26 protein-coding genes are annotated in these 26,539 nt (G+C 63.7%); 13 read left to right on the forward strand and 13 right to left on the reverse strand.

What is annotated here, in order from left to right; genetic code table 11:
• Positions 1-3: 3 nt before the first annotated feature.
• Entirely contained in the window at positions 4-1,809 is a 1,806-nt protein-coding gene (locus DFR48_RS11450; RefSeq protein ID WP_114363268.1) for an extracellular solute-binding protein, read from the reverse strand.
• Positions 1,810-2,077: 268 nt separating this feature from the next.
• Here DFR48_RS11450 and DFR48_RS11455 point away from each other — a divergent pair, with 268 nt between their 5' ends.
• Positions 2,078-2,710 carry an invasion associated locus B family protein gene (locus tag DFR48_RS11455; protein WP_114363269.1) on the forward strand — a complete coding sequence of 211 codons (633 nt, stop codon included), beginning with the start codon at positions 2,078-2,080 and terminating at the stop codon, positions 2,708-2,710.
• A gap of 78 nt (positions 2,711-2,788) precedes the next feature.
• Here the strand turns inward: DFR48_RS11455 and hspQ are convergent, their stop codons facing one another.
• From hspQ to DFR48_RS11475, 4 genes are all read right to left on the reverse strand, one after another.
• Positions 2,789-3,118, reverse strand: a complete 330-nt coding sequence (hspQ, locus tag DFR48_RS11460) for a heat shock protein HspQ (RefSeq protein ID WP_114363270.1) — start codon at positions 3,116-3,118, stop codon at positions 2,789-2,791.
• Positions 3,119-3,227: 109 nt separating this feature from the next.
• Positions 3,228-4,148: a DMT family transporter gene (locus DFR48_RS11465; RefSeq protein WP_114363271.1), complete on the reverse strand. Its 921-nt coding sequence runs from the start codon at positions 4,146-4,148 to the stop codon at positions 3,228-3,230.
• Positions 4,149-4,379: 231 nt separating this feature from the next.
• Positions 4,380-5,789 carry a type I glutamate--ammonia ligase gene (glnA, locus tag DFR48_RS11470; protein WP_114363272.1) on the reverse strand — a complete coding sequence of 470 codons (1,410 nt, stop codon included), beginning with the start codon at positions 5,787-5,789 and terminating at the stop codon, positions 4,380-4,382.
• A gap of 62 nt (positions 5,790-5,851) precedes the next feature.
• Positions 5,852-6,190, reverse strand: a complete 339-nt coding sequence (locus DFR48_RS11475; RefSeq protein WP_015916113.1) for a P-II family nitrogen regulator — start codon at positions 6,188-6,190, stop codon at positions 5,852-5,854.
• Positions 6,191-6,536: 346 nt separating this feature from the next.
• Between DFR48_RS11475 and DFR48_RS11480 the strand changes: the two genes are divergently transcribed.
• Both DFR48_RS11480 and DFR48_RS11485 read left to right on the forward strand, forming a co-directional pair.
• Complete coding sequence (locus DFR48_RS11480) at positions 6,537-8,018, forward strand: NAD(P)H-hydrate dehydratase (protein ID WP_114363273.1); 1,482 nt, start codon at positions 6,537-6,539, stop codon at positions 8,016-8,018.
• Between the two features lie 70 nt (positions 8,019-8,088).
• A complete protein-coding gene (locus DFR48_RS11485; protein WP_114363274.1) occupies positions 8,089-8,985 on the forward strand; it encodes an EamA family transporter in 897 nt (298 codons plus the stop codon).
• Between the two features lie 42 nt (positions 8,986-9,027).
• On the opposite strand, the gene DFR48_RS11490 is transcribed toward DFR48_RS11485, so the two are convergent.
• The 5 genes from DFR48_RS11490 to uvrA form a co-directional block, all read right to left on the reverse strand.
• Positions 9,028-10,680, reverse strand: coding sequence for a Na/Pi cotransporter family protein (locus DFR48_RS11490; RefSeq protein WP_114363275.1), 1,653 nt, complete (start codon positions 10,678-10,680; stop codon positions 9,028-9,030).
• 160 nt (positions 10,681-10,840) lie between these two features.
• On the reverse strand, positions 10,841-11,644 hold the full coding sequence (locus DFR48_RS11495; protein WP_114363276.1) for a DUF72 domain-containing protein: 804 nt from the start codon (positions 11,642-11,644) through the stop codon (positions 10,841-10,843).
• 110 nt (positions 11,645-11,754) lie between these two features.
• The gene (locus DFR48_RS21935; RefSeq protein ID WP_170141848.1) at positions 11,755-11,928 is read right to left on the reverse strand and encodes a hypothetical protein; all 174 of its coding nucleotides are present in this window, start codon (positions 11,926-11,928) and stop codon (positions 11,755-11,757) included.
• Positions 11,925-12,143, reverse strand: coding sequence for a hypothetical protein (locus DFR48_RS11500; protein ID WP_114363277.1), 219 nt, complete (start codon positions 12,141-12,143; stop codon positions 11,925-11,927). Before DFR48_RS11500 ends, DFR48_RS21935 begins: the two co-directional genes overlap by 4 nt.
• Before the next feature lie 3 nt (positions 12,144-12,146).
• Positions 12,147-15,068, reverse strand: coding sequence for an excinuclease ABC subunit UvrA (gene uvrA / locus DFR48_RS11505; RefSeq protein ID WP_114363278.1), 2,922 nt, complete (start codon positions 15,066-15,068; stop codon positions 12,147-12,149).
• Positions 15,069-15,326: 258 nt separating this feature from the next.
• Between uvrA and DFR48_RS11510 the strand changes: the two genes are divergently transcribed.
• The 3 genes from DFR48_RS11510 to DFR48_RS11520 all read left to right on the forward strand — a co-directional run bounded on the left by DFR48_RS11510 (position 15,327) and on the right by DFR48_RS11520 (position 17,295).
• Positions 15,327-15,833 carry a single-stranded DNA-binding protein gene (locus DFR48_RS11510; protein WP_114363279.1) on the forward strand — a complete coding sequence of 169 codons (507 nt, stop codon included), beginning with the start codon at positions 15,327-15,329 and terminating at the stop codon, positions 15,831-15,833.
• Positions 15,834-15,898: 65 nt separating this feature from the next.
• The gene (locus DFR48_RS11515) at positions 15,899-16,153 is read left to right on the forward strand and encodes a hypothetical protein (protein ID WP_114363280.1); all 255 of its coding nucleotides are present in this window, start codon (positions 15,899-15,901) and stop codon (positions 16,151-16,153) included.
• Positions 16,154-16,425: 272 nt separating this feature from the next.
• Complete coding sequence (locus tag DFR48_RS11520) at positions 16,426-17,295, forward strand: alpha/beta fold hydrolase (RefSeq protein ID WP_170141849.1); 870 nt, start codon at positions 16,426-16,428, stop codon at positions 17,293-17,295.
• Between the two features lie 31 nt (positions 17,296-17,326).
• Here DFR48_RS11520 and DFR48_RS11525 read toward each other — a convergent pair whose 3' ends face one another.
• Complete coding sequence (locus DFR48_RS11525) at positions 17,327-17,956, reverse strand: MarC family protein (protein WP_114363282.1); 630 nt, start codon at positions 17,954-17,956, stop codon at positions 17,327-17,329.
• A 184-nt stretch (positions 17,957-18,140) separates the two neighbouring features.
• On the opposite strand from DFR48_RS11525, the gene gyrA reads away from it, so the two are divergent.
• Positions 18,141-20,912 carry a DNA gyrase subunit A gene (gyrA, locus tag DFR48_RS11530; RefSeq protein WP_114363283.1) on the forward strand — a complete coding sequence of 924 codons (2,772 nt, stop codon included), beginning with the start codon at positions 18,141-18,143 and terminating at the stop codon, positions 20,910-20,912.
• A gap of 216 nt (positions 20,913-21,128) precedes the next feature.
• Here gyrA and DFR48_RS22355 read toward each other — a convergent pair whose 3' ends face one another.
• Both DFR48_RS22355 and DFR48_RS21940 read right to left on the reverse strand, forming a co-directional pair.
• Positions 21,129-21,263, reverse strand: coding sequence for a hypothetical protein (locus tag DFR48_RS22355; protein WP_256481255.1), 135 nt, complete (start codon positions 21,261-21,263; stop codon positions 21,129-21,131).
• A gap of 50 nt (positions 21,264-21,313) precedes the next feature.
• Positions 21,314-21,466, reverse strand: coding sequence for a hypothetical protein (locus DFR48_RS21940; RefSeq protein ID WP_170141850.1), 153 nt, complete (start codon positions 21,464-21,466; stop codon positions 21,314-21,316).
• A gap of 359 nt (positions 21,467-21,825) precedes the next feature.
• On the opposite strand from DFR48_RS21940, the gene coaD reads away from it, so the two are divergent.
• The 6 genes from coaD (at position 21,826) to recX (ending at position 26,364) form a co-directional block, all read left to right on the forward strand.
• The gene (gene coaD / locus DFR48_RS11535; RefSeq protein WP_114363284.1) at positions 21,826-22,320 is read left to right on the forward strand and encodes a pantetheine-phosphate adenylyltransferase; all 495 of its coding nucleotides are present in this window, start codon (positions 21,826-21,828) and stop codon (positions 22,318-22,320) included.
• Between the two features lie 28 nt (positions 22,321-22,348).
• Positions 22,349-22,918, forward strand: coding sequence for a peptidylprolyl isomerase (locus DFR48_RS11540; protein ID WP_114363285.1), 570 nt, complete (start codon positions 22,349-22,351; stop codon positions 22,916-22,918).
• Positions 22,919-22,960: 42 nt separating this feature from the next.
• Positions 22,961-23,470 (forward strand): peptidylprolyl isomerase, encoded by a 510-nt coding sequence (locus DFR48_RS11545; RefSeq protein WP_114363286.1) that lies wholly within the window; start codon positions 22,961-22,963, stop codon positions 23,468-23,470.
• 77 nt (positions 23,471-23,547) lie between these two features.
• Positions 23,548-24,630, forward strand: coding sequence for a tRNA preQ1(34) S-adenosylmethionine ribosyltransferase-isomerase QueA (queA, locus tag DFR48_RS11550; RefSeq protein ID WP_114363287.1), 1,083 nt, complete (start codon positions 23,548-23,550; stop codon positions 24,628-24,630).
• Between the two features lie 2 nt (positions 24,631-24,632).
• Positions 24,633-25,763 (forward strand): tRNA guanosine(34) transglycosylase Tgt, encoded by a 1,131-nt coding sequence (tgt, locus tag DFR48_RS11555; protein ID WP_114363288.1) that lies wholly within the window; start codon positions 24,633-24,635, stop codon positions 25,761-25,763.
• Between the two features lie 43 nt (positions 25,764-25,806).
• Positions 25,807-26,364 carry a recombination regulator RecX gene (recX, locus tag DFR48_RS11560; RefSeq protein WP_114363289.1) on the forward strand — a complete coding sequence of 186 codons (558 nt, stop codon included), beginning with the start codon at positions 25,807-25,809 and terminating at the stop codon, positions 26,362-26,364.
• Positions 26,365-26,539: the final 175 nt, after the last annotated feature.

Raw genomic sequence — 26,539 nt, forward strand, 5'->3', positions numbered from 1 at the left:
GGATCACTGCGCCCGTGCATCCCACCATGTCGGCAGCTGGTAGCCGTAAAGCGGCACCTGTTCTGGCCGGGCGATGTGCTTCCAGTGCGCCACCCACTGTTCGCCGAGATGGTAGAGCGGCACGACATAGTGGCCGGCGACCAGCAGGCGGTCATAGGCGCGCACCGCCGCCTGGAAATCCTCCTGGGTGCGCGCGTTCATCAGGGCGTCGATCATCCGGTCGATGTCCGGATCGGCGACACCCGCATAGTTGAAGCTGCCCTGCGCGTCCTTCGAGGCCGAGCCCCAGCGGTTGACCTGCTCCGCACCCGGCGACAGCGAAGAGGTGTAGGCCTTGATGATCATGTCGTAGTCGAAGCTGTTCGAGCGGGCCTGGTACTGCGCGTCGTCGACCGTGCGGATCGCCATGTCGACGCCGATCATCTTCAGCGCCCGCTGGTAGGCGACCGCCATCTTCTCCTGCCCGGCGTTCTGGGTCATCACCTCGAAGGCGAGCGGCTTGCCCGCGGAATCCACCATCTTGCCGCCCTGGATCGTATAGCCGGCCTCCCTGAGCAGGCCGACCGCCTCACGCAGCACCTTGCGGTCGCTGCCGGAAGCATCCGTCACCGGCATCGTGTAGGTGCCGGCGAGGATTTCAGGACCGAGCTTGTCCTTCGCCGGCCCGAGCAGCGCCAGCTCGCGCTCGTCGGCGGCGTTGCCGTAGGCGCCGAGCTTGGAATTCTGCCAGAAACTCTGGGTGCGCTGGAAGGCGTTGTCGTAGAGCGTCTTGTTCATCCATTCGAAGTCGAAGGCGAGCGACAGTGCCTCGCGAACCCGCACATCGGCGAAGATCGGCCGGCGGGTGTTGAAGACGAATCCGAGCATGCCGGAGGGAAGACCGGGCTTGAACACTTCCTTGACGACGTCACCCTTCTGCACGGCGGGGAAATCGTAGGCGCGGTCCCAGTGATTCGCGTCGCCGTCCGGATAGACATCCACGTCACCCTTCTTGAAAGCTTCGAAAAGCGTCGAATCCTGCAGGAAGTAGGTGACCGAGATTTCATCGTAATTGTCGAAACCGGCCTTTGAGGGAATGTCCTTGCCCCAGTAATCCGGGTCGCGCTGCCAGACGATCTTTTCGCCGGGCTGGATCGACTTGATCTTGTAGGGGCCGGAAGCGACCGGGATCGCAAGCGACGATTGTTCGAAGGTCGCCGGATCCAACGCGTGCTTCGGCAGGATCGGCATCGACAGCGCGAGGATCAGCGGCGTCTCGCGATTGGCCTTGTCGTTGAAGGTGAAGCGAACGCTGCGTTCGCCGACCTGTTCCATCTTGGCGACGGCGTCGAGACGCTTGTTGTAAGGCGGACGACCCTTTTCGGCGAGCAGATTGAAGGAGAAGATCACGTCTTCCGCGGTCACCGGCTTGCCGTCGTGCCAGTGCGCCTTCGGATTGAGATTGAACTGGATGAAGCTGCGCTCCTCGTCCCATTCGACGCTTTCGGCGAGCAGGCCGTAGAGCGAAAACGGTTCGTCGCTCGAACGCTGCATCAGCGCCTCGTAGAAGAGATTGCCGTATTCCGGGTCCCATACGCCGCGCGCCGTCGTGCGCATGCCCTTGATGACGAAGGGATTGAGGCTGTCGAAGGTGCCGACGACGCCGTAGGAGATCTTGCCCCCCTTCTTCACCTGCGGGTTCACGTAGGGGAAGTGTGTATAATCCGCAGGCAGCGCCACCTGGCCATGCATGGCGATGCCGTGGACGGGCTCGGCCTGGGCCAGCCCGGAAAAGCCCAGGAGGAGGATGGGAAGAAGAAGGCGGCGCACGTCGATTCCTTTCGGCTAATGTCGGATTCGCCGGCGGAGGCTATCACGAAGACCGTAAAACCAACACATCAGGCGACCATTTTCGCCCCGCGGTGCAAGGAAGGCCCAAAGAAGGGCTGGATATTCGCCGTTGCCCGATGTAACAGGTGTGTCCGGGTAGCCAAGGTCATGTATTTGCCTCATTTGAACGACAGGTGACTGGCAGCACGACCGAGCGGTACCGTACCGTGAGTGCGGTTCGGGTTGGTTTTCAGGAGACGGAATTCGTATGATGCTTAATGCAAACAAAGCCACGCGGGCGGTTCTTTCCGCTCTTGTCCTCGCCATCGGCACTGCCGCCGTTCCCGCGGTTTCTGCCGCACAGGATGCAGGCGCTGCCGCTCCGCCGAAGTGGTTCAAGACCTGCCAGAAGCAGGAGGACAACGACGTCTGCGTGGTGCAGAATCAGCAGCTCGCCCAGAACGGTCAGCTCCTGACTGCCGTCGGCCTCATTAGTGTCGAGGGCAAGATCAACCGCAAGATCCTGCAGGTCACGGTTCCGACCGCCCGCCTGATCCCGCCGGGCATCATGATGCAGATCGACGGCGGCAAGGGCCAGAAGCTCGACTACGCCGTCTGCCTGCCCGACCGCTGCACGGCCGAAATGCCGATGACCGACGCGGTCATCGCCAGCCTCAAGAAGGGCAACGAGGTGGTCTTCACCTCGATCAACTTCCGCCGCGCGCCGAACCCGATCAAGATCTCGCTCGAAGGCTTCACCGGCGCCTATGACGGCGAGGCGATGTCGCAGTCGCAGGCCGAGGAGCGCCAGCGTCTCCTGCAGGAAGTCATGCAGAAGAAGACCGACGAGAGCCGCAAGGCACTCGAGGCCGCTCAGGACAAGGCGAAGACCGGCAACTGATTGCCGACAGTGCATCAATGAAAAAGGCCCGGTCTCCCGGGCCTTTTTTGTTTGTGTCGCCGTGCGATCGGCGATCGTCTAGTGGGCGAAGTTGATCCGCGGCTTGTAGCGGCCCGCCTGTTCCATCACGAAGATCTGGTTCACTTGTGGGTTGCGCAGCGGAACGTCGCTGTCGTCGTGCTCCAGGTTCTGCTCCGAGACATAGGCGACGTATTCCGTCTCCTCGTTCTCCGCGAGCAGGTGATAGAAGGGCTGGTCCCTGTTCGGCCGGACCTCCGCCGGTATCGAGTTCCACCATTCTTCCGAATTCGCAAACTCCGGATCCACATCAAAAACGACGCCCCGGAACGGAAAGAACTTGTGGCGGACGACTTCCCCGATGCCAAATTTTGCGTTGCTCTGTTTCATGGCGTGAACATCCTTTCCCCTAAGAAATTGGGGTCGATGACGCCGACAATCAAGGGTTTAGAGTGATAGCCGTTCAATGTGCGACAAGACCGCGGCGCACACCCGGTCGTCAGGATCGACGTTTGATCGGCGCTGTCGCAAGCATGAGCCCGCCCATCACCAGCACGATGCCGACGGCGTGATAGGTCTCGAAGCGTTCGCCGAGCAGGATGACCGCCATGATGATCGAGGTCGGCGGCATCAGGTAGAGGGTGACACCGGCCATCGCCGGACCGAACACGCGCACGGCATGCTGGAAGCAGTAAAAGGCCGCGAGCGAGGCGAAGGCGATGATCCCGGCAAGCTTCGTCCAGTCGCTCGCACTGTCGGGCAAGAGCCCGCCGGTCACCACTTCGTAGAAAGCAGGCGGCAGGAGCACGATGGCGCCAGAAAACGCCAGCAGGCCGAAGAGCGGCAGCGGCGGCATCGCCGCGACGCCCGGATGGCGCAACAGCAGCGAATAGAGTGCGAAGGCGATCGCCGCGACGAGAATGCCGAGATCGCCGATGTTGAAGGTGAGACTCTTCGCCGCCGCCCAGTCCCCCTTGAGCACGATGACCGCGACGCCGGAAAAGGCGATCGCCATGCCGAGGAGTTCGCCGGGGCGGATTCGACGCCCCTGCAGCAACCACTGCAGCAGGATGATGAACAGTGACGAGGTGGTATAGATCAGCGTCGCGTTGGAGGCGGTCGTCAGCGTCAGCGCCCAGTAGACGAAGCCGCCGCAGATGCCCATGCCGAGAAAGCCGAGCACCAGCCAGATCGCCGTATGCTGCCGCACGAAGGTGAGACAGGTCCGCCGCTCGGCATAGACGAAGGGAAAGATGATGATCGCCGAGCCGATCCAGCGCAGGAACGCTGTGGTGAAGGGGGCGATCTCGCCGGTGATGCCGCGGCCGAAGATGAGGTTGCTGGAGAAGAAGACCGGCGCCAGGAAATAGAGAAGCCAGTCGAGTGCCCGCGGTTGCGCGGCCTTGCTGCGGTCAGTCATCGGAACTCCGGAGAAAAGACGGAAGGCTTCGCGCCGGCGGCGCGGGCAGGCGAGTCTCAAACCGGGAGCCTATCGCTCTCTACATCGCGAGAAAAGGCGACTTCTTCGATCGTTTCCTGAACGAAGATATGAAGAAAAAATCCCTTGATGTTGTTTAAAATAGAAAAACCGGCGACGCATAACGTCGCCGGCTTGTTTGACCGCCGGCCCGAGGGCCGGACGAAACCCGGATCAGACCGAGTAGTACATGTCGAATTCAACCGGATGCGGGGTCATTTCGAAGCGCATGACTTCCTGCATCTTCAGCTCGATGAACGAGTCGATCTGGTCGTCATCGAAGACGCCGCCGGCGGTCAGGAACTTGCGATCCTTGTCGAGCGATTCGAGTGCTTCGCGCAGCGAGCCGCAGACCGTCGGGATCTTCTTCAGTTCCTTCGGCGGCAGGTCGTAGAGGTCCTTGTCCATGGCCTTGCCGGGATGGATCTTGTTCTTGATGCCGTCGAGACCGGCCATCAGCATCGCCGCGAAGGCGAGATACGGGTTGGCGGTCGGGTCGGGGAAGCGGATTTCGACGCGCTTCGCCTTCGGGTTCGAGCCGAACGGAATGCGGCAGGAGGCCGACCGGTTGCGCGCCGAATAGGCGAGCAGAACCGGAGCTTCATAGCCGGGAACCAGGCGCTTGTAGGAGTTGGTCGACGGGTTGGTGAAGGCGTTGATCGCCTTGGCATGCTTGATGATGCCGCCGATGTAGTAGAGGCAGTTCTCGGAAAGGCCTGCATATTCGTCGCCGGCGAAGGTCGGCTTGCCGTCCTTCCAGATCGACATGTGGACGTGCATGCCCGAGCCGTTGTCGCCGAAGACCGGCTTCGGCATGAAGGTCGCGGTCTTGCCGTAGGCATTGGCGACCTGGTGCACGACGTACTTGTAGATCTGCATCTTGTCGGCATTGCGCACCAGCGCGTCGAACTTGACGCCGAGCTCGTGCTGGGCGGCCGCCACTTCGTGGTGGTGCTTTTCGACGACGACGCCCATTTCGGCGAGCACGGTCAGCATTTCGGAGCGCATGTCCTGCAGGCTGTCGACTGGCGGAACTGGGAAATAGCCGCCCTTGACGCGCGGACGGTGACCGAGGTTGCCCGTTTCATAGTCGGTGTCGTCGTTCGACGGCAGTTCCGACGAGTCGAGCTTGAAGCCGGTGTTGTAGGGGTCGGCCTTGTACTTGACGTCGTCGAAAACGAAGAACTCGGCTTCCGGGCCGACATAGATGGTGTCGCCGATGCCGGATGCCTTCAGATAGGCTTCCGCCTTCTTGGCGGTACCGCGCGGGTCGCGGTTGTAGGCTTCGCCGGAGATAGGGTCGAGGATGTCGCACATGATGACCATGGTCGACTGGGCGAAGAACGGGTCCATGTGAACCGTCGCCGGATCCGGCATCAGCACCATGTCGGACTCGTTGATTGCCTTCCAGCCGGCGATCGAGGAGCCGTCGAACATGACGCCGTCGGCGAACATGTCTTCATCGACGCAGCAGACGTCCATCGTCACATGCTGCAGTTTGCCCTTCGGGTCGGTAAAGCGCAGGTCGACGAACTTGACGTCGTTGTCCTTGATTTGCTTCAGAATGTCGTTTGCAGTCGTCATTGGTCATATTCCTTGGGTGAGATGACGATAGACTGGTCCGCCTCTGGAAGAGAGCGGATGTTTTAGATGGCGTCGACGCCGGTTTCGCCGGTACGGATGCGGACGACTTCCTCCACATTCGAAACGAAGATCTTACCATCGCCGATCCGGCCGGTCTGCGCGGCGTTGCGGATCGCGTCGATGACGGCTTCCACGTTTTCGTCCGCCAGAACCACTTCGACCTTTACCTTCGGCAGGAAATCCACGACGTATTCCGCACCCCGGTAAAGTTCGGTATGGCCCTTCTGGCGGCCGAACCCCTTGGCCTCCGTGACGGTGATGCCTTGCAGGCCGACTTCCTGAAGGGCTTCCTTCACTTCGTCGAGCTTGAAGGGCTTTATGATCGCTTCGATCTTTTTCATGAGAAAATTTCTCTCCGCTTCTCTCATTGCAGCAGGATGATCCCACTCGCCCGTATTGATGCACGTGCCGTGCCAGTTGGCGACAGCTTTTTCGGAAAAATGCCGGATTTTTTCAGTTGCAGGGACAAATCATGTGCATTTCCGGGGAAAATGATCGCGAAATCGGAGCGAAAATGCCGCAGGAAGGCAAAATTCGCCGATTTTTCGAGGGAATCCGTAAGTGCCGTACATGCCTGCAAAGCAGACCCTATGTGGCGTCAAAATAGGCAAATGCACTATTGTTGGTCATTCTTGCCGCAACCGCGATGCCTGTTGTCTTTCCGCCCGGAATGGGTTCAATGGAGGCATGGCAAGGGGACACTGCAACTGGCTGCTGACGCCGTCGGCGATGGGAGAGGTGGACGCTGCGGCTGCGGCGTCGGGCATCGATTCCTATGGCCTGATGGAGAAGGCGGGGCAGGCGGTCGCCGCCGCCGTCCTCAGGCTCTTTCCCGGCGCAGAACGCTTCGTCGTCCTCTGCGGCCCCGGCAACAACGGCGGCGACGGCTATGTAGCGGCACGCGCCTTGCACGAAACCGGCGCTCCTGTCGCACTCTTCCACTTCGGCGATCCGGCGACCCTCAAGGGTGATGCCGCGACCGCCCGTTCGCGCTGCCCGATCGAGGGCGCGCCGCTCGACACCTGCCGTCCCGCGCCCGGAGACGTGATCGTCGATGCGATCTTCGGGGCGGGCCTCGCTCGCGCCGTGCCGCCGGCGGTCGCCGATATTGTGCAACGGGTCGACGAGGCCGGCCTGCCGGTGGTCGCGGTCGATCTCCCCTCGGGGATCGACGGGCGCACCGGCGTCGTCATGGGCGCCGCCTTCCGGGCGCGCCACACAGTCACCTTCATGACCCGCAAGCCGGGGCATCTCCTGCTTCCCGGCCGGATGCATTGTGGCAGCGTCGAGACCTTCGACATCGGCATCCCGTTCCGCCTGGTCGAGGCGAAGGGGGAGCGCCTCTTCGTCAACGGTCCGGAAGCGTGGGATGCGGCCATGCCGCAGACGGATGCCGCCGCCCACAAGTTCCGCCGCGGTCATCTCACCGTGTTTTCCGGCGGGGCCGCTGCCACGGGCGCCGCGCGGCTCGCCGCCGCCGCGGGCCTGAGGGCAGGGGCGGGGGTCGTCACCGTCGCTTCACCGAAAGAGGCGGTCGCCGCCAATGCCGCCCATCTGACCGCCGTGATGCTGAAGGCGGTCGAGACCGAGAGCGACCTCGCCGACTACCTTCACGACGAGCGGCGCTCCGTCTTCGTTCTCGGCCCCGGCTTCGGCGTCGGCGCAAAGGCCCGCGCCTTTGTCACCGCGCTTGCCGCCGCCGGCCGCCGGCTGGTCCTCGATGCAGACGGCATCACTGCCTTCGCGGAGGACCCGCAGGCGCTCTTCTCTGCCTTTGCGGATAGCGTGCCCCGTCTCGTGCTGACGCCGCATGAGGGCGAGTTCGCGAGGCTCTTCCCCGATCTTGCCGCCGATCCGGCGCTGAGCAAGGTCGACCGGGCGAGGCAGGCCGCCGCGCGCGCCAATGCGGCGGTCATCTACAAGGGCGCCGACAGCGTGATCGCCGCGCCCGATGGCCGCGCCTTGATCAACGGGAATGCCCCGCCGTCGCTTGCCACCGCCGGTTCCGGGGATGTGCTCGCCGGCATCGTCGGCGGGCTTCTGGCGCAGGGCGTGCCGGCCTTCGAAGCGGCAGCGGCAGGCGTCTGGCTGCATGGCGATGCGGCGCAGCGGGCGGGTGCGGGCCTCACCGCCGAGACCCTCATCAACCATATCGATCGGTGGCATTAGCAGAATCCGTTTTCCCTGGCGGCGGGCGAGGGTGTATCGATCATCCACCAGCGCGCCGGAGATTCGCCCCATGTCGCCCCTTCACATCCTGATGCTCGTCCTCGTCGCCGCCGTCTGGGGCTTCAATTTCGTGGTGATCAAGCTCGGCCTCGACAATTTCCCGCCGCTCCTCTTTTCCGCGCTCCGCTTCCTTTTCGCCGCCCTGCCGCTCGCCTTCTTCATCCGCCGGCCGGATGTGCCCTGGCGGCTGATCCTCGGCATCGGCCTGATGCTGGGCGTGGTGAAGTTCTCCTTCCTCTTCATCGGCATGAATGTCGGCGCACCGCCCGGGCTTGCGTCGCTGCTCCTGCAATCGCAGGCCTTCTTCACCGTCCTGCTCGCCTTCCTGATCTATGGTGACCGGCCGCGGCCGCTGCAGGTCGCCGGCATGGTCCTCGCCTTTTCCGGGGTCGCGCTCATCGCCAGCTCGATCGATGGTACATTCACCGTCGCGGGCCTCGTGCTCGTGCTTGCCGCCGCTGTCGCCTGGGCCTGCTCGAACATGCTGATGAAGAAGGTCGGCAAGGTTCAGATGCTGAACCTGATGGTCTGGGTGAGCCTCGTGCCGCCGATCCCGCTCTTCATCATCTCCGCGCTGTTCGAGGGCTGGGACCGCGACCTGCAGGCGCTGGCGAACCTCAATCTCGAAGGGGCAGGGGCCGTGCTCTTCGTCGCCTATGGCGCCACCGTCTTCGGTTTTGCGGTCTGGGGGGCGATGATCAGCCGCTACGGGGTTTCGACCGTCGCACCCTTCTCGCTGCTCGTCCCGGTCTTCGGCATGTCGTCGGCAGCCCTGGTGCTCGGCGAGGATTTCGGGCCGCTGCGTGTCATCGCCGCCGCGCTGATCGTCCTCGGTCTGGTGATGAACGTCTTCAATCCGCGCTGGCTCGCCCGCAAGGCTCCGGTCGGCGAAGCCGCCGGCTCCTGAGCGAGCGGCAACCCAAGAAGCAGGCCGAGGCGGTTCCGCCCGTCAGAGCAGGCGACTGCGCCGCAGCATGCCCTCGTCCTCGAGCAGCGGATAACCGATCGAGGCGACCAGCGAATTGATCTCCTTGAGGTCGCGCATCGTGTCGATGTGCAGCGAGCTCGATTCGAAGCTCGCAATATTGCCGTCGCGCAGCCGCTGCAGGTGCCGCTCCTCGCTCTGGCGCACGAGGTTGCGCACAACCTCCTTGCGGGCGACGAGCTGGCGGGCATATTCGACGTCGCGGTCGACCAGCAGGTTGAAGGCGAGGCGCGCGTTCTTGACCACTTCGTTGTGCATGGCCTTGAGCTCGCTCCAGCCTTCGTCGGAGAAGGCGACCTTGCGATCATGCTTCTTGCGCGCTCTCGTCGCCATGTTCTGGGCGATGATATCCGCCGCCTGCTCGACCTTGATCGCCGCACTCAGCAGGTTCTGCGATTGCGCCGCCGATTCCTCGTCGAGCGCGCTTTCCGAAATCCGCGCGAGATAGAACTTGATGTCGCGATGGGTGCGGTCGATCTCGTCGTCGAGCGCCTCCAGGCGCTGCAGCTTCTTCGGATCTAAGGTCTCGTAGAGTTCGAAGATGCGGTTCAGCATCACCTCGGTCTTGTCGCAGACGCTCAGCACTTCGCGGGTGGCGTTGGCGATCGCCTGTTTCGGGTTGGCGAGGTCGGCAGGGTTGAGTGCCGATAGCCGTTCCTCCGGACCCTCCGTCTCGACGGCCTCAGGCTTCGCCAGCAGACGTTCGAGCAGCCTGGCCACGACGCCGGCGAACGGCAGGCCGAGGAGAAGCACCGCGCCGTTGAGCGCCAGGTGCACCATCACGACGGCGTCGCCGGGATGGCTCGCGAAAAGTTCCGACGGCACCACGAGGACGAGCTGGACGGCGAGCGCGGCGAGCGTGCCGAGCCCGCGGATGACGACGTTGCCGAGCGGCACGACGCGGGCGGCGCTTTCGGCGTTCTTGGTCAGCATGGCGCCAATCACCGCGGCGCCGAAATTCGCACCGAGCACCATCGGGATGATCAGCACCGGCGGCAGCAGCCCGCGGTCCGCAAGCGAGGCGAAGAGCAGGATGGTCGCAACACTGGAGTGGAAGGCCCATGCCAGCAGCGCCGAAAGCAGGAAGGCTGTGATCCAGTCGCGCGAGAGATAGTTGATGAGGAGCGGCAGGATCTGGCTGGTGCGCAGCGGGTCGGAGGCCTCGCCGATCAGCCTCAGCGACAGGAGCAGCAGACCGAGCCCGAAGAAGATGCGGCCCGCCTGCCGCCAGCCACGGGTTTCCGAGGCGCGGAATGCCACGGTGCCCATCAGCAGCAGGATCGGGATCAGGAGCGAGAGATCGTGGCGCAGGATGCGCACGACGAAGGCCGAGCCGAAATCGGCGCCGAGCAGGGTGGCGATGCCGATCCCCGACGAGACATAGCCACCGGCGACGAAGGAGGCGACGATCAGCGCGACGGCGGTCGCGCTCTGCAGCGCCACGGCCAGCGCGAAGCCCGCGGCGCCGGCGGTGACCCGGTTGCCGACGGCGAGCCGCAGCTTGTCCTTCAGCACATGGCCGTAGGCGCGTTCGATACCGGTGCGCACCATGCGCGTCGCCCACAGGAGCAGCGCGACGGCGCCGGCGAGATTGATGAAGACGACGATGCCCGACATGAGGAACCCGGAATGTTGAGGGAAACGGCCCTTCCAAGCCGCAGCCGGAAAGCCTCCGCTATTTCCGGCCCCGATGAGGTCGGCAATACGACGGACCATATCCCAGATTCGCCAGTGTCACAATTTCGTCATGTAGGCCGGGTCGACCTTGTCCCGGAGGTCAGGAAACCGCCGTCTGCAGCACCCTTGCGCCGTTCGGCGCATTGACCTTCCCGCCGGTGATGAAGAAGGCGAAAACGTCGCGCGGCTTCTTCTCGACCACCGCCTCGTCGGCGATCCTCGGCAGGTCGTCCGGCATCGCGCCCCCGGCGTAGCGTTTCAGCCGGCCGGCCCAGGCGTCGATTTCCCTTTCCGGATAGCAGGTCGGAATCTCGTCCTCGCCCTTCTGCAGCCGCGCATAGACGAAATCGGCCGTCGGCTCGGCGAACATCGGATAGTCGTGGTGGTCGGCACAGACCGCCGCGACATTGTATTTCTTCAACAGCGCAATGAGTTCCGGCACCTGGAAGGAGGCATGTCGCGGTTCGACGACGTGGCGAAGGGCAATACCGTCCTGGCTTTTCGGCAGCAGCGCCAGAAAGGCCTCGAAATCGTTGGGTTCGAACTTCTTCGTTCCCATGAACTGCCAGAGGATCGGCCCGAGATGCGCGCCGAGCTCGGTGATCCCCTGGGTCAGGAACTTCTCGACGGACGGCCCGGCCTCGGCGAGCACCTTGCGATTGGTGCAGAAACGGCTCGCCTTCAGCGAAAAGACGAAGCCCTCCGGCACCTCCGACGCCCATTTGGCGAAGGTCTCCGGCTTCTGGCTGGAATAATAGGTGCCGTTGACCTCGATCGCCGTCAGCTCCCGGCTCGCATATTCGAGCTGTCTCTTCTTCGGCAGCTTCTCCGGATAGAAGGTGCCTTCCCACGGATCGAAGGTCCAGCCGCCGATGCCGGTACGGATTGTGCCTGCCTGGGTCATGACGCTGCCCTCACTTCGGTTTGTGGTTCAAGGGTGTTTGTGGATCTTCGCCGAAACCGCGAGCCGAGACTCCGCCATCAATCTCGGGAACCAGCCGGTAGACCTTTGCATCATCGATGCGCGCCACGGATATCGCCGGCACGCAACGCCCGGCGCACGCGATCGAGCTTCGCAATGTCCGCGAAACCGACCGTCGCTCCCCACGCGCCAGCTTCCTCGATCTCCACGGAGACCTCCGCCACGCGTTCACCTTCACGAATGAGCTGCACTGATTTACGGGTCATCGCTGACGCCTCCGTGTGAAACTCGCATCCCAGCGCTGCGGATCGGGACGGTACGCGGTGACCAGGACGGCAGGCTCCTGCTTGCCTGTCGCAACTGCCCGGATGATGGGTTCGATCAGGAGCCCGTCGTCGACCAGTTCCTGCACTGCATGCACCGACACCCTGAACTTGTCTCGCTCGACGAGCTGACAGACAAGCTCAAGGGTCTCGCTCATCGCTCACTCCGCCGCCTGCACCTTCCGCATCGGTCGCCGCTCCAGGAGTTCCTTGAGGAACTGGCCGGTATAGGAGCGCTCGGCCTCGACGATCTGCTCCGGTGTGCCGGTCGCGACGATCTCGCCGCCGCCGTCGCCGCCCTCGGGACCGAAGTCGATCACCCAGTCGGCGGTCTTGATGACCTCGAGATTGTGCTCGATCACCACCACCGAATTGCCCTGCCTGACGAGCTCGTGCAGCATTTCGAGGAGCTTTGCCACGTCGTGGAAATGAAGCCCCGTCGTCGGCTCGTCGAGGATGTAGAGCGTGCGGCCGGTCGAGCGCTTGGAGAGTTCCTTGGCGAGCTTGACGCGCTGCGCCTCGCCGCCGGAGAGCGTGTTCGCCTGCTGGCCGACCTTGATATAGCCGAGGCCGACGTCGAAGAGCGATTGCAGCTTGTCGCGCACCGCCGGCACGGCGGAGAAGAATTCGACGCCTTCCTCGACCGTCATGTCGAGCACGTCGGCGATCGACTTGCCCTTGAAGGTCACGTCGAGCGTCTCGCGGTTGTAGCGCTTGCCGTGGCAGACGTCGCAGGTCACGTAGACGTCGGGCAGGAAGTGCATCTCGATCTTGATCACCCCGTCGCCCTGGCAGGCCTCGCAGCGGCCGCCCTTGACGTTGAAGGAGAAGCGGCCCGGCTGGTAGCCGCGCGCCTTCGCCTCGGGCAGGCCGGCATACCAGTCGCGGATCGGCGTGAAGGCGCCGGTATAGGTCGCGGGGTTCGAGCGCGGCGTGCGGCCGATCGGCGACTGGTCGATGTCGATCACCTTGTCGATGAACTCGAAGCCGTCGATGCGGTCGTGCTCGGCCGGGTTTTCGCGCGCGCCCATGATGCGGCGTGCCGCCGCCTTGTAGAGCGTCTCGATGAGGAAGGTCGACTTGCCGCCGCCGGAAACGCCGGTGACGGCCGTGAACACGCCGAGCGGGATGCTGGCGGTGACGTTCTTCAGATTGTTGCCGCGCGCGCCGATCACCTTGATCTGCTGGCTCTTCTTCGGCTTGCGGCGTTCGGCTGGAACCGCGACGCCGAGCTCGCCGGAGAGATATTTGCCCGTCAGTGAATTCGGATTGGCCATGATCTCGGCAGGAACGCCCTGCGCCACCACCTCGCCGCCGTGGATACCGGCCGCCGGGCCGATGTCGACCACGTAATCGGCGGAGAGGATCGCATCCTCGTCATGCTCGACGACAATCACCGTATTGCCGATGTCGCGCAGGTGCTTCAGCGTCTCGATGAGGCGGGCGTTGTCGCGCTGGTGCAGGCCGATCGACGGCTCGTCCAGCACGTAGAGCACGCCGGTCAGCCCCGAGCCGATCTGCGAGGCGAGCCGGATGCGCTGGCTCTCGCCGCCCGATAGCGTTCCGGAATTGCGCGACATCGAAAGATAGTCGAGCCCGACATCGTTCAGAAAGCGCAGCCGCTCGCGGATCTCCTTGAGAATGCGCACCGCGATCTCGTTCTGCTTGTCGCTGAGCTTTGCCGGCAGCGTCTCGAACCAGGCACCGGCGACGCGGATCGACATCTCGGTGACTTCGCCGATGTGCAGCCCGTTGATCTTGACGGCGAGCGCCTCCGGTTTCAGCCGGTAGCCGGCGCAGGCCGGGCAGGGGGCTGCCGACATGAATCGCTCGATTTCCTCGCGCGCCCAGGCGCTGTCAGTCTCCTTCCAGCGCCGTTCGAGGTTCGGCACGATGCCCTCGAAGGTCTTGGTCGTCGTATAGGCCCGCGCGCCGTCGGCATAATGGAACTCGATCTTCTCCTCCGTGCCGTGCAGGATCGCCCGCTGCGCCTCGTCACTCAGGTCCGACCAGCGGTTCGAGAGCTTGAAACCAAAAACCTTGCCGAGGGATTCGAGCGTCTGGTTGTAGTAGGGGGAGGAGGATTTCGCCCAGGGCACAATCGCCCCGTCGTTCAGCCGCCGCTGTGCCTCCGGCACGATCAGCGCCTCGTCGATCTTCTGCTGTGAGCCGAGCCCGTCGCAGGTCGGGCAGGCGCCGAAGGGATTGTTGAAGGAGAAGAGCCGCGGCTCGATCTCCGGAATGGTGAAACCGGAGACCGGGCAGGCGAACTTTTCGGAGAACATCACCCGTTCATGCGTCTCGTTCAGCGACTTGTTGGCCGAGCCGCCGGCGGCCGTCTCCGAAGCCGGCAGCGGCTTGTCGGCGAACTCGGCGATCGCCAGCCCGTCGGCGAGCTTGAGGCAGGTCTCCAGGCTGTCGGCGAGGCGCGCGCCGATGTCGGAGCGCACCACCACGCGGTCGACCACCACGTCGATGTCGTGCTTGTACTTCTTGTCGAGCGCCGGCGCCTCGGCGATCTCGTAGAACTGCCCGTCGATCTTCACGCGCTGGAAGCCGCGCTTCATCAGGTCGGCGAGTTCCTTCTTGTACTCGCCCTTGCGGCCGCGGATCATCGGCGCGAGGATATAGAGGCGCGCCCCCTCCTCGAAGGCGAGGATGCGGTCGACCATCTGGGAGACCGTCTGGCTCTCGATCGGCAGCCCCGTCGCCGGTGAATAGGGAACGCCGACGCGCGCGAAGAGCAGGCGCATGTAGTCGTAGATCTCGGTCACCGTGCCGACGGTGGATCGCGGATTGCGCGAGGTCGTCTTCTGCTCGATGGAGATTGCCGGTGAAAGCCCGTCGATCTGGTCGACGTCCGGCTTCTGCATCATCTCCAGGAACTGCCGGGCGTAGGCCGAAAGGCTCTCCACGTAGCGGCGCTGTCCCTCGGCATAGATGGTATCGAAGGCGAGCGAGGACTTGCCCGAGCCGGAAAGGCCGGTCATCACGATCAGGCTGTTGCGCGGCAGCTCGAGATCGATGCCCTTCAGGTTGTGCTCGCGGGCGCCGCGGATGGAAATGGTCTTCAGTTCACTCATGGACAAGGCTCGCTTGGAGAAGGACAGTCCTTATTTAGTCATGACTGTGCCTCTGTCGAGGCGGAACAGGACGTCGCGGGTCACATTTCGAGTCGGTTGACAGGATCATAGACAATCATTAGAACAAATAAAGAACATTTTTCGCTGTGGATTAACGGTTAAGACTTTCCATCGCCGCCCGCGATTGGTTTAAGGTGGCGGAAATCGACAAATGCGGGTGCGGCCGGTCCGGCGCCCTCTCTTCCCAAGGTGTGTGTTATGGCTGGTAGCGTGAACAAGGTAATTCTGATCGGGAATCTCGGCGCGGATCCGGAAATCCGCCGGACCCAGGACGGCCGTCCGATCGCCAACCTGCGCATCGCGACCTCCGAATCCTGGCGCGACCGCAACACCGGCGAGCGCAAGGAAAAGACCGAGTGGCACACCGTGGTGATCTTCAACGAAGGTCTCTGCAAGGTCGCCGAACAGTATCTGAAGAAGGGCTCGACGGTCTATGTCGAAGGCCAGTTGCAGACCCGCAAGTGGCAGGACCAGAACGGCAACGATCGCTATTCGACCGAAGTCGTCCTGCAGGGCTTCAATTCGAACCTGACCATGCTCGGCGGCCGCGGCGAGGGCGGTGGCGCCTCGCGTGGCGGCAGCGATTTCGGCGGCGGCTACGGCGACGACTACAACCAGCCGTCCCGTGCGCCGGCCCGCACCGGCAACCAGGCTGGCGGCGGCGGCAATTTCTCGCGCGATCTCGACGACGACATCCCGTTCTGATTCCGGGACCACCGTCCGGCCGGGCGCGCGCCATATCTTCTCGTTGATCCGAAAGGGGGCTTTCGATGGGAGAGACGAAGACGGATACCGGACCCGCGACCTGGCGCATCGTGCTCGCGGCACTGCTCGATTTCTTCACCGCCGTTTTCGTGCTCGGCTTTCTGGTCGCCTCGGTGACCGGCGGCCGCACGGAGGGCGGTTTCCAGCTGAACGGCCTGCCGGCCTTCGTGCTGTTCGCCCTGATCGTCGCCTACTTCGTCGTGTTCAACCGCTATCTCGGCGGCACGATCTGGAAGCGCATCCTGAAGGCGCAGCGCTGACCTGACCATCGGCGGGGCTATACAGCCCCTTGTTTGCGATGCGCAGGAGCGGTATTGCTGCCGACGGCTCGATGCCGGCACCCGCGTCCCTTGCGGTTGACCATTCAGAGAGAAAGTCCCATGCGCCTCATCCGTTAGCGACCTTGACCACGAAAATCGTTGCGCGTCGCCGCCGGCTTTTTGCCGCCGCGTGTTCGTGCGTTTTCTTGGGTCAATGTCCGGTTCCCGCAGCCAGACACGGCGCGGCGAACCGCACTATCGGATACATCGTCATGGAAAAACTGAATTACGGCCGCGCCGAGCGCGGCATCATTCGCTCGGGCGTCTTCGAGCTCGGCTACGCGATCGAAGGGCAGGGGCTCCCCGTGCTGGTCATCGGCAGCAGCCTCTACTACGCGCGGACCTTCTCGCCCGGACTTCGCCGCTCGGCCCGCCTCCACTTTGTCGATCACAGATGCTTCGCCCGGCCGCTCGGGTCGGTGGAGGCGAGCGACTTCGCCTTCGACCGGATCATCGCCGACATAGAACTGGCACGGCAGGCCTTCGGGCTGGAGCGCTGCGCCATTCTCGGGCATTCGGGCCACGGTTACATGGCACTCGAATATGCGCGTCGTTTTCCCGACCACGTGTCCCACGTCGTGCTCGCGGGCACCGGCCCGAACCAGGGAGCTGAGCTCGCGCAGTGGGCGGAACGACGCTGGGCCGAGGAAGCCTCGCCCGAGCGCAAGGCGATTTTCGACCGGGAGATGGCGAAGCTTGCCGGTGACATCGCCGCCCATCCTCACGAGCGCTTCAAGCACCTGCTGATCCGGCTTGGCGCACGCAGCTGGTTCGATCCCGGTTTCGATGCGCGTCCGCTATGGGACGGCGTCTGGATCAACGACATCGGCTTCGATCATCTATGGGGCGAGGTGTTCCGTGATATCGACATGCACGCGCTTGCGCGCGGCGTCACGGCGCCGGTGCTACTCGCACTCGGGCGTTTCGACTACCTCATCGCACCGCCCGCGGCATGGGAACCGTTCCGGGGCGACTTCGCGCGGCTGACGATCGAGATGTTCGAACACAGCGGGCACACCATGCAGTTCGAGGAAAGCGAACGCTTCGACGCGACGCTCCTCGACTTCCTGCACCGTAGCTGAGAGAGCGGGCGCCGGCGGCAACGCCGGCGTCTCACCCGGCGAAGGCCGATTTGACCCCGTCGACGACGAACTGCACCGAGAGCGCCGAAAGCAGCACGCCGAGCAGGCGGGTCAGCAGCGCGCGGCCGGTGACGCCGAGAAAGCGGTTGAGGCCCTCCGCCAGCATCAACGCCAGGAAGACGAGCGCCAGACACACGGCGATGACGCCGATCAGCCCGACCCGTCCGGCGATGCCGTCCATCGTGCCGGCGATCAGCACCGTCGCGGAGATCGCGCCGGGGCCGGCGATCAGCGGGATCGCCAGCGGGAAAACGGCAAGGTGATGGATGTGGTCGCGGGTGATCGCGTCGTCCTTGGTCTTCTCTTTCCGCTCGTTGCGCTTCTCGAAGATCATCTCGAAGGCGATCGCGAACAGCATCAGGCCGCCGGCTATCCGGAAGGAGCCCATCGAGATGCCGAGCACGCCGAGGATGCCCGAGCCGAAGACGGCGAAAACGGCAAGGATTCCAAAGGCGATGAGCGAACCGCGGACCGCCACCTGGCGCCGCTGCGCACCGGTCATGCCCTGTGTGAGGCCGAGAAAGAGCGGCGCCAGGCCCGGCGGATCGAGCGTCACCAGGAGCGTGGTGAATGCCGTTATCAGTGCGTCCGTCGGTGCCATCGAGTCTGCCTCTCCTGCTATTTCGCGAAGAGTAGCACCGACAGCCTCGAATTTGTCTAGGTATTTGATCGTTCTGCCTTTCCAGCGCCGCAAAAGCTGTTCAAAACCTGCTGCGAAATTGGCGCCACGGCGCCCTTTCGGCTATAAGCTAGACAGTGATTCCGAACAGAGATCGTGACCAGATTTGACTGAGCAAAGCACTCCCGGCGGCGGCAAGTCCCCGTCCGACATCGAGCCGATTTCCATCATTGAGGAAATGCAGCGGTCGTATCTCGACTACGCCATGAGCGTAATCGTCAGCCGCGCCCTTCCGGACGTCCGCGACGGCCTGAAGCCGGTCCATCGCCGCATCCTGTACGGCATGTCCGAACTGGGCATCGACTGGAACAAGAAGTACGTCAAGTGCGCCCGCGTGACGGGTGACGTCATGGGTAAGTATCACCCCCATGGCAACGCCGCGATCTACGACGCGCTGGCGCGCATGGCCCAGGACTGGTCGCTGCGCCTGCCGCTGATCGACGGTCAGGGCAATTTCGGCTCGATCGACGGCGACCCGCCGGCGGCCGAACGTTACACCGAGTGCCGCCTGCAGAAGGCCGCCCATTCGCTGCTCGACGACCTCGACAAGGAAACCGTCGACTTCCGCGACAACTACGACGGCACGCTCTCCGAGCCGGTCGTCGTTCCGGCGAAGTTCCCGAACCTGCTCGTCAACGGCGCGGGCGGCATCGCCGTCGGCATGGCGACCAACATTCCGCCGCACAATCTCGGTGAAGTCATCGACGGCTGCATCGCCATCATCGACAATCCGGCGATCGAGCTGCCCGAACTCATGCAGATCATTCCGGGCCCGGATTTCCCGACCGGCGCGATGATCCTCGGACGCTCGGGCATCAAGTCGGCCTATGAGACCGGCCGTGGCTCGGTTATCATGCGGGGTGTCGCCAGGGTCGAACCGATGCGCGGCGACCGCGAGCAGATCATCATCACCGAGGTTCCTTACCAGGTGAACAAGGCGACGATGATCGAGAAGATGGCCGAACTGGTGCGCGAGAAGCGCATCGAGGGCATTTCCGACCTGCGCGACGAGTCCGACCGCGAAGGCTACCGCGTCGTCATCGAACTGAAGCGCGACGCCAATGCCGACGTCATCCTCAACCAGCTCTATCGCTACACGCCGCTGCAGACCTCGTTCGGCTGCAACATGGTGGCGCTGAACGGCGGCAAGCCGGAGCAGATGGCGCTCCTCGACATGCTACGGGCCTTCGTCTCCTTCCGCGAGGAGGTCGTCAGCCGGCGAACGAAGTACCTGCTGCGCAAGGCGCGCGAACGCGCGCACGTCTTGGTCGGTCTCGCCATCGCCGTCGCCAATATCGATGAGGTCATCAATCTCATCCGCCGCGCGCCCGATCCGCAGACGGCCCGCGAGCAGTTGATGGAGCGCCGCTGGCCGGCGCACGACGTCGAGGCACTGATCCGGCTGATCGACGATCCGCGCCACCGGATCAACGAGGACCTGACGTACAACCTCTCGGAAGAGCAGGCCCGCGCGATCCTCGAGCTGCGTCTGGCGCGCCTCACCGCGCTCGGCCGTGACGAGATCGACGAGGAGCTGAACAAGATCGGCGCCGAGATCGCCGACTACCTCGAAATCCTCTCCTCGCGCCTGCGCATCCAGGAGATCGTCAAGGCTGAACTCGCCGCCGTTCGCGACGAATTCGGCACGCCTCGCCGCACCGAGATCGTCGAAGGCGGTCCGGACATGGACGACGAGGACCTGATCGCCCGTGAGGACATGGTCGTCACCGTCTCGCATGCGGGCTACATCAAGCGCGTGCCGCTCGCGACCTACCGCGCACAGCGTCGCGGCGGCAAGGGCCGCTCCGGCATGGCCATGAAGGACGAGGATTTCGCGACCCGCCTCTTCGTCGCCAACACCCATACACCGGTCCTGTTCTTCTCCTCGCGCGGCATCGTCTACAAGGAGAAGGTCTGGCGGCTGCCGATCGGCACCCCGACCTCGCGCGGCAAGGCGCTCATCAACATGCTGCCGCTGGAGCCCGGCGAACGCATCACCACCATCATGCCGCTGCCGGAAGACGAGAAGACCTGGGAGAACCTGGACGTCATGTTCTCGACGACCCGAGGCACGGTACGCCGCAACAAGCTCTCGGATTTCGTTCAGGTCAACCGCAACGGCAAGATCGCGATGAAACTCGAGGAGGAGGGCGACGAAATCCTCTCCGTCGAGACCTGCACCGATCGCGACGACGTGCTGCTCACCACCGCGCTCGGCCAGGCGATCCGCTTCCCGGTCGACGAGGTTCGCGTCTTTGCCGGCCGCAATTCGATCGGCGTGCGCGGCATCACGCTCGCCGACGGCGACCGGCTGATCTCCATGACCATCCTCGGCCATGTGGATGCCGATGCCGCCCAGCGTGCCGCCTATCTCAAACGTTCGGCCGCCGAGCGTCGCGCCAGCGGGGTGGATGAAGAGGACATCGCGCTTGTCGGCGAAGAGGTGGGCGAACTCGCCGACCTTTCCGAAGAGCTCTATCAGGAGCTCAAGGTCCGCGAGCAGTTCGTGCTCACCGTTTCGGAAAAGGGCTTCGGCAAGCGCTCGTCGTCCTACGACTTCCGCACTTCGGGCCGCGGCGGCAAGGGTATCCGCGCCACCGACACCTCGAAGACGGCGGAGATCGGCGAACTGGTCGCCGCCTTCCCGGTCGAGGAAAACGACCAGCTGATGCTGGTGTCCGACGGCGGCCAGCTGATCCGTGTGCCGGTCGACGGCATCCGCATCGCAAGCCGCGCCACCAAGGGCGTCACGATCTTCTCCACCGCCAAGGACGAAAAGGTCGTCTCGGTCGAGCGGATCAGCGAGCCCGAAGGCGAGGCCGACGTCGAGGATGTGGCGGACGAGATGCCCGCAGAGGGCCAGGGCGACGCCGAGTAACGAACACGGAATAGGCCGTCGGGGCGATCCGGCGGCCTATTTCTTCGGATCATTGCGGCGCTCAGGTGCAGATGCGCATGAAAAGAGCCTCGCGCCAGCCTGTGGCGGAGGCTCGATTTCTGATCGAGGCCGACGGAGCAAGATGCCCGCCGTAGCCGCAAGTGTGGATCCCTGCGGCCGGTATCGTTTCCTGGAGGTCCGGGCGGCCGAGCGCCGCTAGAAGGCCCTATGTCTTTCCATCAGCGACTTGTAGTCTTCGCTCTCGCGACGCAGCGCCGAAACGGTCGTTGTCACGGAGGCGACGAACATCCCGCAGATGAGGGCTGCGAGTACGGCAAGTGTCATGAACATCTACGTCCTCCTCGTCTCTCGTCTGCTGTGGCTGCGCCTATGGTGAAAGATCAGTGCCCGAAAGTGTGGTAGCTCGCCGTCATCGGCGGCCCGTAAAACTTGGCGTCGTTCTTCTCGCTCATGTAGAACGTGACGGAGGTCGCAAGCATCGCCGTCATGGTCGCGAGCCAAACCAAGTTGATAAGGGTCACTTTATCAGTCATGGCCTTCGTCCTTTCTGAAACTGCCGCATCGCGCAAAGAATGCTCTGCCCATGGCATTGTTCCTCTGCATCATGAAAATCTGATATCAAGGTCAGGCTGAAGCACGCCTTAATGGCTTGTTCATCTGGCGTTCATCTTTCCGCCCGCCGTTGTGCAACGCAGCATCGATCGCAGCCGATACTCCAAAAGAGCCTGACAGGGAAGGGGTGTGCGGGTGCGAATTCGGCGGAGCGGCCCGGTCCGACGGGTGCGCGCGCGACCTTCTTTGGTACATGCGGCGAACGTCGCCCACCGGCCAAGTCCCTTGCGATTTCCGACTGTCCGTGACAAAAGGCTCCAAACAAAGAATCCGGGACGCCATGACCATTGCCTTCTACCCAGGATCGTTCGATCCGATGACCAACGGGCATCTGGACGTTCTCGTTCAGTCCCTGAACGTCGTGTCGAAGGTGATCGTCGGTATCGGCATTCATCCCGGCAAGGCGCCGATGTTCAGCTATGACGAGCGGGCGGACCTGATCCGCCTTTCACTCGCCGAAGCGATGCCTGCGCGGGTGGGCGACATCTCCGTCGTTTCCTTCGACAATCTTGCCGTCGATGCGGCCCGCCGCCATGGCGCAAAGCTCCTCGTGCGCGGGCTCCGCGACGGCACCGATCTCGACTACGAGATGCAGATGGCGGGCATGAACTACCAGATGGCGCCCGATCTGCAGACGATCTTCCTGCCGGCCGGCACTGCGTCGCGACCCATAACGGCGACACTGGTCCGCCAGATCGCCTCCATGGGCGGAGACGTCAGCGCCTTCGTGCCGGCATCGGTCCTGACGGCACTCAAATCCAGGCTCAAGTCCTGACCTGTTAGCAAAACACTACGGAGCCACCATGAAGCTGCTTCATCTTGCCTTTGCCGCAACGCTCGCGGTCGCCGGACTTTTCGGCACGGCCAACGCGCAGTCGAACGAGAATATCCTCACAATCCAGTTGAAGGACGGACCGGTTGTCATTGAATTGCTTCCGCAAGTCGCTCCGAAACATGTCGAGCGCATGAAGGAGCTCGCCAGCAAGGGCGAGTATGACAACGTCGCCTTCCACCGGGTGATCGACGGCTTCATGGCGCAGACCGGCGACGTGGAATTCGGCGACCTCAAGGACGGTTACGATCCGTCACGTGCCGGAACCGGCGGCTCCAAGCTCCCCGACCTTCCGGCTGAATTCTCCAATATTCCGTTCGAGCGTGGCACCGTCGGCATGGCCCGTGCCCAGGACCCGGACTCCGCAAATTCGCAGTTCTTCATCATGTTCGCCGATGGCGGCTTCCTCAATGGCCAGTACACGGTCGTCGGCAAGGTCGTCGCGGGCATGGAATATGTCGACAAGATCAAGCGCGGCGAAGGCGCCAACGGCGAAGTCAGCGATCCCGACGCGATGCTCAAGGTCACGGTCGGCAGGTAATCTTAAAACGGGCCTCCGTGCCCCCCCGAGAGGAGTAAATCTATGGCCGAGATCAAGGATCCGGAAAACACCATCATCATGGAAACCACCAAGGGCAAGGTCGTGATCGCGCTGAAGCCCGAGGTCGCGCCCGGCCACGTCGCCCGCGTTAAGGAACTGACGCGGGAAGGGGCCTATGACGGCGTCGTCTTCCACCGCGTGATCGAGGACTTCATGGCCCAGACCGGCGACGTGCAGTACGGCAAGCAGGGCGGCCCGAGCTTCAATCCGGCGCGCGCCGGCATGGGCGGTTCCGACAAGCCGGATCTCAAGGCCGAGTTTTCCGCCACGCCGCACGTGCGCGGCACCTGCTCGATGGCCCGCTCGCAGAACCCGAACTCCGCCAACTCGCAGTTCTTCATCTGCTTCACCGACGCGCCCTGGCTCAACAAGCAGTATTCCGTCTGGGGCGAAGTCGTCGAAGGCATGGAGATCATCGACCAGATCAAGCGCGGCGAACCGGTGCGCGATCCGGATTCGATCGTCTCGATGAAGGTCGCCGCCGACGCATGAGCGAGAGCCGCTTTCAGAGCCCGCCCGGCGTCCATGACGCCCGGGCGGGTTTCGCGTTTTCCCGAAGCCGAGACACCATGCGCGTAGACCTTTTCGATTTCGACCTGCCGGAGGAACGTATTGCGCTGAGGCCCGTGAGCCCGCGCGACAGTGCCCGCATGCTCGTCGTCAGGCCGGATGGCGGGCCGGTGCTCGAAGACCGCCACGTCTTCGACCTGCCGTCCTTCCTGTCACCCGGCGATGCCCTCGTCTTCAACGACACCAAGGTCATCCCGGCGCAGCTCGAAGGCAAGCGGTTGCGTGAGGGCGCGCAACAGACGCCGGTTTCAGCCACCCTTCACATGCGGATCGGGCCGGAACGCTGGAAGGCCTTTGCCCGTCCCGGCAAGCGCATCAAGGTGGGCGACCGCATCGAATTCGGCCATACCGGCGATACCTGCCTGCTCGGAACCCTCGGCGCCGTGGTCGAGGAGAAGGGCGAGGCGGGAGAGGTGACGCTGCGCTTCGATTTCTCCGGACCGGCGCTCGACGAGGCCATCATGACGGTCGGGCATATCCCGCTGCCGCCCTATATCGCCTCCAAGCGCGGCGAGGACGAGAAGGATCGCACCGACTACCAGACCGTCTATGCCCGCGAGGAGGGCGCCGTCGCCGCCCCGACCGCCGGGCTTCATTTCACGCCGGCGCTCTTCGAGGCGCTCGACAGGGCCGGCATCGAACGCCATTTCGTGACACTCCATGTCGGCGCCGGCACGTTCCTGCCGGTCAAGGCGGACGACACCGACGATCACAAGATGCATCTCGAGACCGGCCATGTCAGCGCAGAGACGGCGGCGCGGCTCAACGCCGTGAAGGCGAGGGGCGGGCGCATCGTCTGCGTCGGCACGACGTCGCTCCGGCTGGTCGAGAGCGCGGCAGACGCCTCCGGTCTCATCGAGCCGTGGTCCGGCCCGACCGGCATCTTCATCACGCCGGGCTATCGCTTCAAGGCGGTGGACGTGCTGATGACCAATTTCCACCTGCCGAAATCGACGCTCTTCATGCTGGTTTCGGCCTTTGCCGGCCTCGACACCATGCGTGCGGCCTATGCCCATGCAATCGAATTCGGCTATCGATTTTATTCCTACGGCGACGCCAGCCTGCTTTTCCGGAAATCCTGACCATGCACGAGAAATTCGAGTTCAAGCTCAAGGCCACCAGCGACAAGGCCCGTCTCGGCGAGATTTCGATGCCGCGCGGCGTCATCCGCACGCCAGCCTTCATGCCGGTTGGCACCGTCGGCACCGTCAAGGCGATGTATCTCGACCAGGTGCGCGAGCTTGGGGCCGACATCATCCTCGGCAACACCTATCACCTGATGCTGCGGCCGGGGCCGGAGCGCGTCGCGCGCCTCGGCGGCCTGCACGAGCTCATCCGCTGGCCGTATCCGATCCTCACCGACTCCGGCGGCTTCCAGGTCATGTCGCTCTCCGGCCTCAGGAAACTCGACGAGCAGGGCGTCACCTTCAAGAGCCATGTCGACGGATCGACCCATCACATGTCGCCCGAGCGCTCCATCGAGATCCAGGGGCTGTTGGACAGCGACATCCAGATGCAGCTCGATGAATGCGTGGCGCTTCCCGCAGAACGCAAGGAAATCGAGCGCGCCATGGAAATGTCGCTGCGCTGGGCAGAGCGCTGCCGCGTCGCCTTCGGCGAGCAGCCCGGCAAGGCGATGTTCGGCATCGTGCAGGGCGGGGACATCCCGGACCTGCGCATCCGCTCTGCGGAAGGATTGAAGCAGCTCGATCTCAAGGGTTATGCCGTCGGCGGGCTTGCCGTCGGCGAGCCGCAGGAGGTGATGCTCGACATGCTCGACATTACGCTGCCGGTCCTGCCGACCGAAAAGCCGCGCTATCTGATGGGGGTGGGCACGCCCGACGACATCCTGAAATCGGTCGCCCGCGGCGTCGACATGTTCGACTGCGTGATGCCGACCCGCTCCGGCCGCCACGGGCTGGCGTTCACCCGCCGCGGCAAGGTCAACATCCGCAACGCCCGCCATGCCGAGGACATGCGTCCGCTCGACGAGCAGTCGAACTGCCCGGCAAGCCGCGACTATTCCCGTGCCTATCTCCACCATCTCGTCCGCTCGAACGAGGCGCTCGGCGGCATGCTGCTCTCGTGGAACAATCTCGCATACTATCAGGAGCTTATGCAGGGCATCCGCAAGTCGATTGAGGAGGGCCGTTTCGCCGATTTCATGGCCGAAACCCAGGAAATGTGGGCGAGAGGCGATGTCGACGCGCGCTGAGAATATATCGTACATCGACGATATGCGATATTAGGGTAGGGCGATGGACGAGGGCGAAACCGAGGGGCCGACGCCGCGCATGCTCGCCTGGGCCCGCAACTCGGCGGCCTACCGGCTCTCCCGCAAGATGATGACCGAGCGCGAGCTTTCCGACGCCGTCTCACGCAAGGCGAGACAGAAGTTCGAAGAGATCAGTGACGAACAGGTGGCGGCGCTCGCGGCCGTTGCCGTCGACTTCGGCCGGCAGCTGCGGGCGCTCGATGATACTTCCTATGCCGAGATCAAGGTGCGGTCCTCGGCGAGGAGCGGTAAGTCGAAACGCGCGATCGCCCGCAAGCTCGTCGACAAGGGCATCGACCGGGAGACCGTCACGGCGGCACTGGCCGAGACCGACGATCTGCCGTCCGCACTGATCTTCGCCCGCAAGCGCGGCTTCGGTCCGTTCCGCCGGGCCGAAGGCGACGAGAAGCGCGAGACGCGGGAATTCTCCGCATTCGCCCGAAACGGCTTCAGCTTCGACATCACGCGCAGGGTGATGGCGATGGAGCGCGACGAGGCGGAAGCAATCCTCGCGGATCAGGCGACACTCGGTTCTCTGTGAGAGCCGAGGCCGCGATACGTCGAGAGGCGACACCGCGGCACTTCATTATGGAAGCCACTCGCTGCTAGTTCCAGATTGAATGCATGCTAGTTCCAGATTGAATGCAACGCTGTTCGAAAATCTACACGCTTTGGTTTTCCATAGCCAATAGATGCCTACTGAAGATTTCCTTTGG

The organism is Ciceribacter lividus (assembly GCF_003337715.1).
In the GTDB taxonomy this organism is placed as follows: domain Bacteria; phylum Pseudomonadota; class Alphaproteobacteria; order Rhizobiales; family Rhizobiaceae; genus Allorhizobium; species Allorhizobium lividum.

Coding starts and splice junctions, on each gene's coding strand:
- DFR48_RS11455 (WP_114363269.1), top strand. CDS start 2,078: ATGATGCTTAATGCAAACAAAGCCACGCGGGCGGTTCTTTCCGCTCTT.
- hspQ (WP_114363270.1), bottom strand. CDS start 3,118: ATGAAACAGAGCAACGCAAAATTTGGCATCGGGGAAGTCGTCCGCCAC.
- DFR48_RS11465 (WP_114363271.1), bottom strand. CDS start 4,148: ATGACTGACCGCAGCAAGGCCGCGCAACCGCGGGCACTCGACTGGCTT.
- glnA (WP_114363272.1), bottom strand. CDS start 5,789: ATGACGACTGCAAACGACATTCTGAAGCAAATCAAGGACAACGACGTC.
- DFR48_RS11475 (WP_015916113.1), bottom strand. CDS start 6,190: ATGAAAAAGATCGAAGCGATCATAAAGCCCTTCAAGCTCGACGAAGTG.
- DFR48_RS11480 (WP_114363273.1), top strand. CDS start 6,537: ATGGCAAGGGGACACTGCAACTGGCTGCTGACGCCGTCGGCGATGGGA.
- DFR48_RS11485 (WP_114363274.1), top strand. CDS start 8,089: ATGTCGCCCCTTCACATCCTGATGCTCGTCCTCGTCGCCGCCGTCTGG.
- DFR48_RS11490 (WP_114363275.1), bottom strand. CDS start 10,680: ATGTCGGGCATCGTCGTCTTCATCAATCTCGCCGGCGCCGTCGCGCTG.
- DFR48_RS11495 (WP_114363276.1), bottom strand. CDS start 11,644: ATGACCCAGGCAGGCACAATCCGTACCGGCATCGGCGGCTGGACCTTC.
- DFR48_RS21935 (WP_170141848.1), bottom strand. CDS start 11,928: ATGACCCGTAAATCAGTGCAGCTCATTCGTGAAGGTGAACGCGTGGCG.
- DFR48_RS11500 (WP_114363277.1), bottom strand. CDS start 12,143: ATGAGCGAGACCCTTGAGCTTGTCTGTCAGCTCGTCGAGCGAGACAAG.
- uvrA (WP_114363278.1), bottom strand. CDS start 15,068: ATGAGTGAACTGAAGACCATTTCCATCCGCGGCGCCCGCGAGCACAAC.
- DFR48_RS11510 (WP_114363279.1), top strand. CDS start 15,327: ATGGCTGGTAGCGTGAACAAGGTAATTCTGATCGGGAATCTCGGCGCG.
- DFR48_RS11515 (WP_114363280.1), top strand. CDS start 15,899: ATGGGAGAGACGAAGACGGATACCGGACCCGCGACCTGGCGCATCGTG.
- DFR48_RS11520 (WP_170141849.1), top strand. CDS start 16,426: ATGGAAAAACTGAATTACGGCCGCGCCGAGCGCGGCATCATTCGCTCG.
- DFR48_RS11525 (WP_114363282.1), bottom strand. CDS start 17,956: ATGGCACCGACGGACGCACTGATAACGGCATTCACCACGCTCCTGGTG.
- DFR48_RS22355 (WP_256481255.1), bottom strand. CDS start 21,263: ATGTTCATGACACTTGCCGTACTCGCAGCCCTCATCTGCGGGATGTTC.
- DFR48_RS21940 (WP_170141850.1), bottom strand. CDS start 21,466: ATGACTGATAAAGTGACCCTTATCAACTTGGTTTGGCTCGCGACCATG.
- coaD (WP_114363284.1), top strand. CDS start 21,826: ATGACCATTGCCTTCTACCCAGGATCGTTCGATCCGATGACCAACGGG.
- DFR48_RS11540 (WP_114363285.1), top strand. CDS start 22,349: ATGAAGCTGCTTCATCTTGCCTTTGCCGCAACGCTCGCGGTCGCCGGA.
- DFR48_RS11545 (WP_114363286.1), top strand. CDS start 22,961: ATGGCCGAGATCAAGGATCCGGAAAACACCATCATCATGGAAACCACC.
- queA (WP_114363287.1), top strand. CDS start 23,548: ATGCGCGTAGACCTTTTCGATTTCGACCTGCCGGAGGAACGTATTGCG.
- tgt (WP_114363288.1), top strand. CDS start 24,633: ATGCACGAGAAATTCGAGTTCAAGCTCAAGGCCACCAGCGACAAGGCC.
- recX (WP_114363289.1), top strand. CDS start 25,807: ATGGACGAGGGCGAAACCGAGGGGCCGACGCCGCGCATGCTCGCCTGG.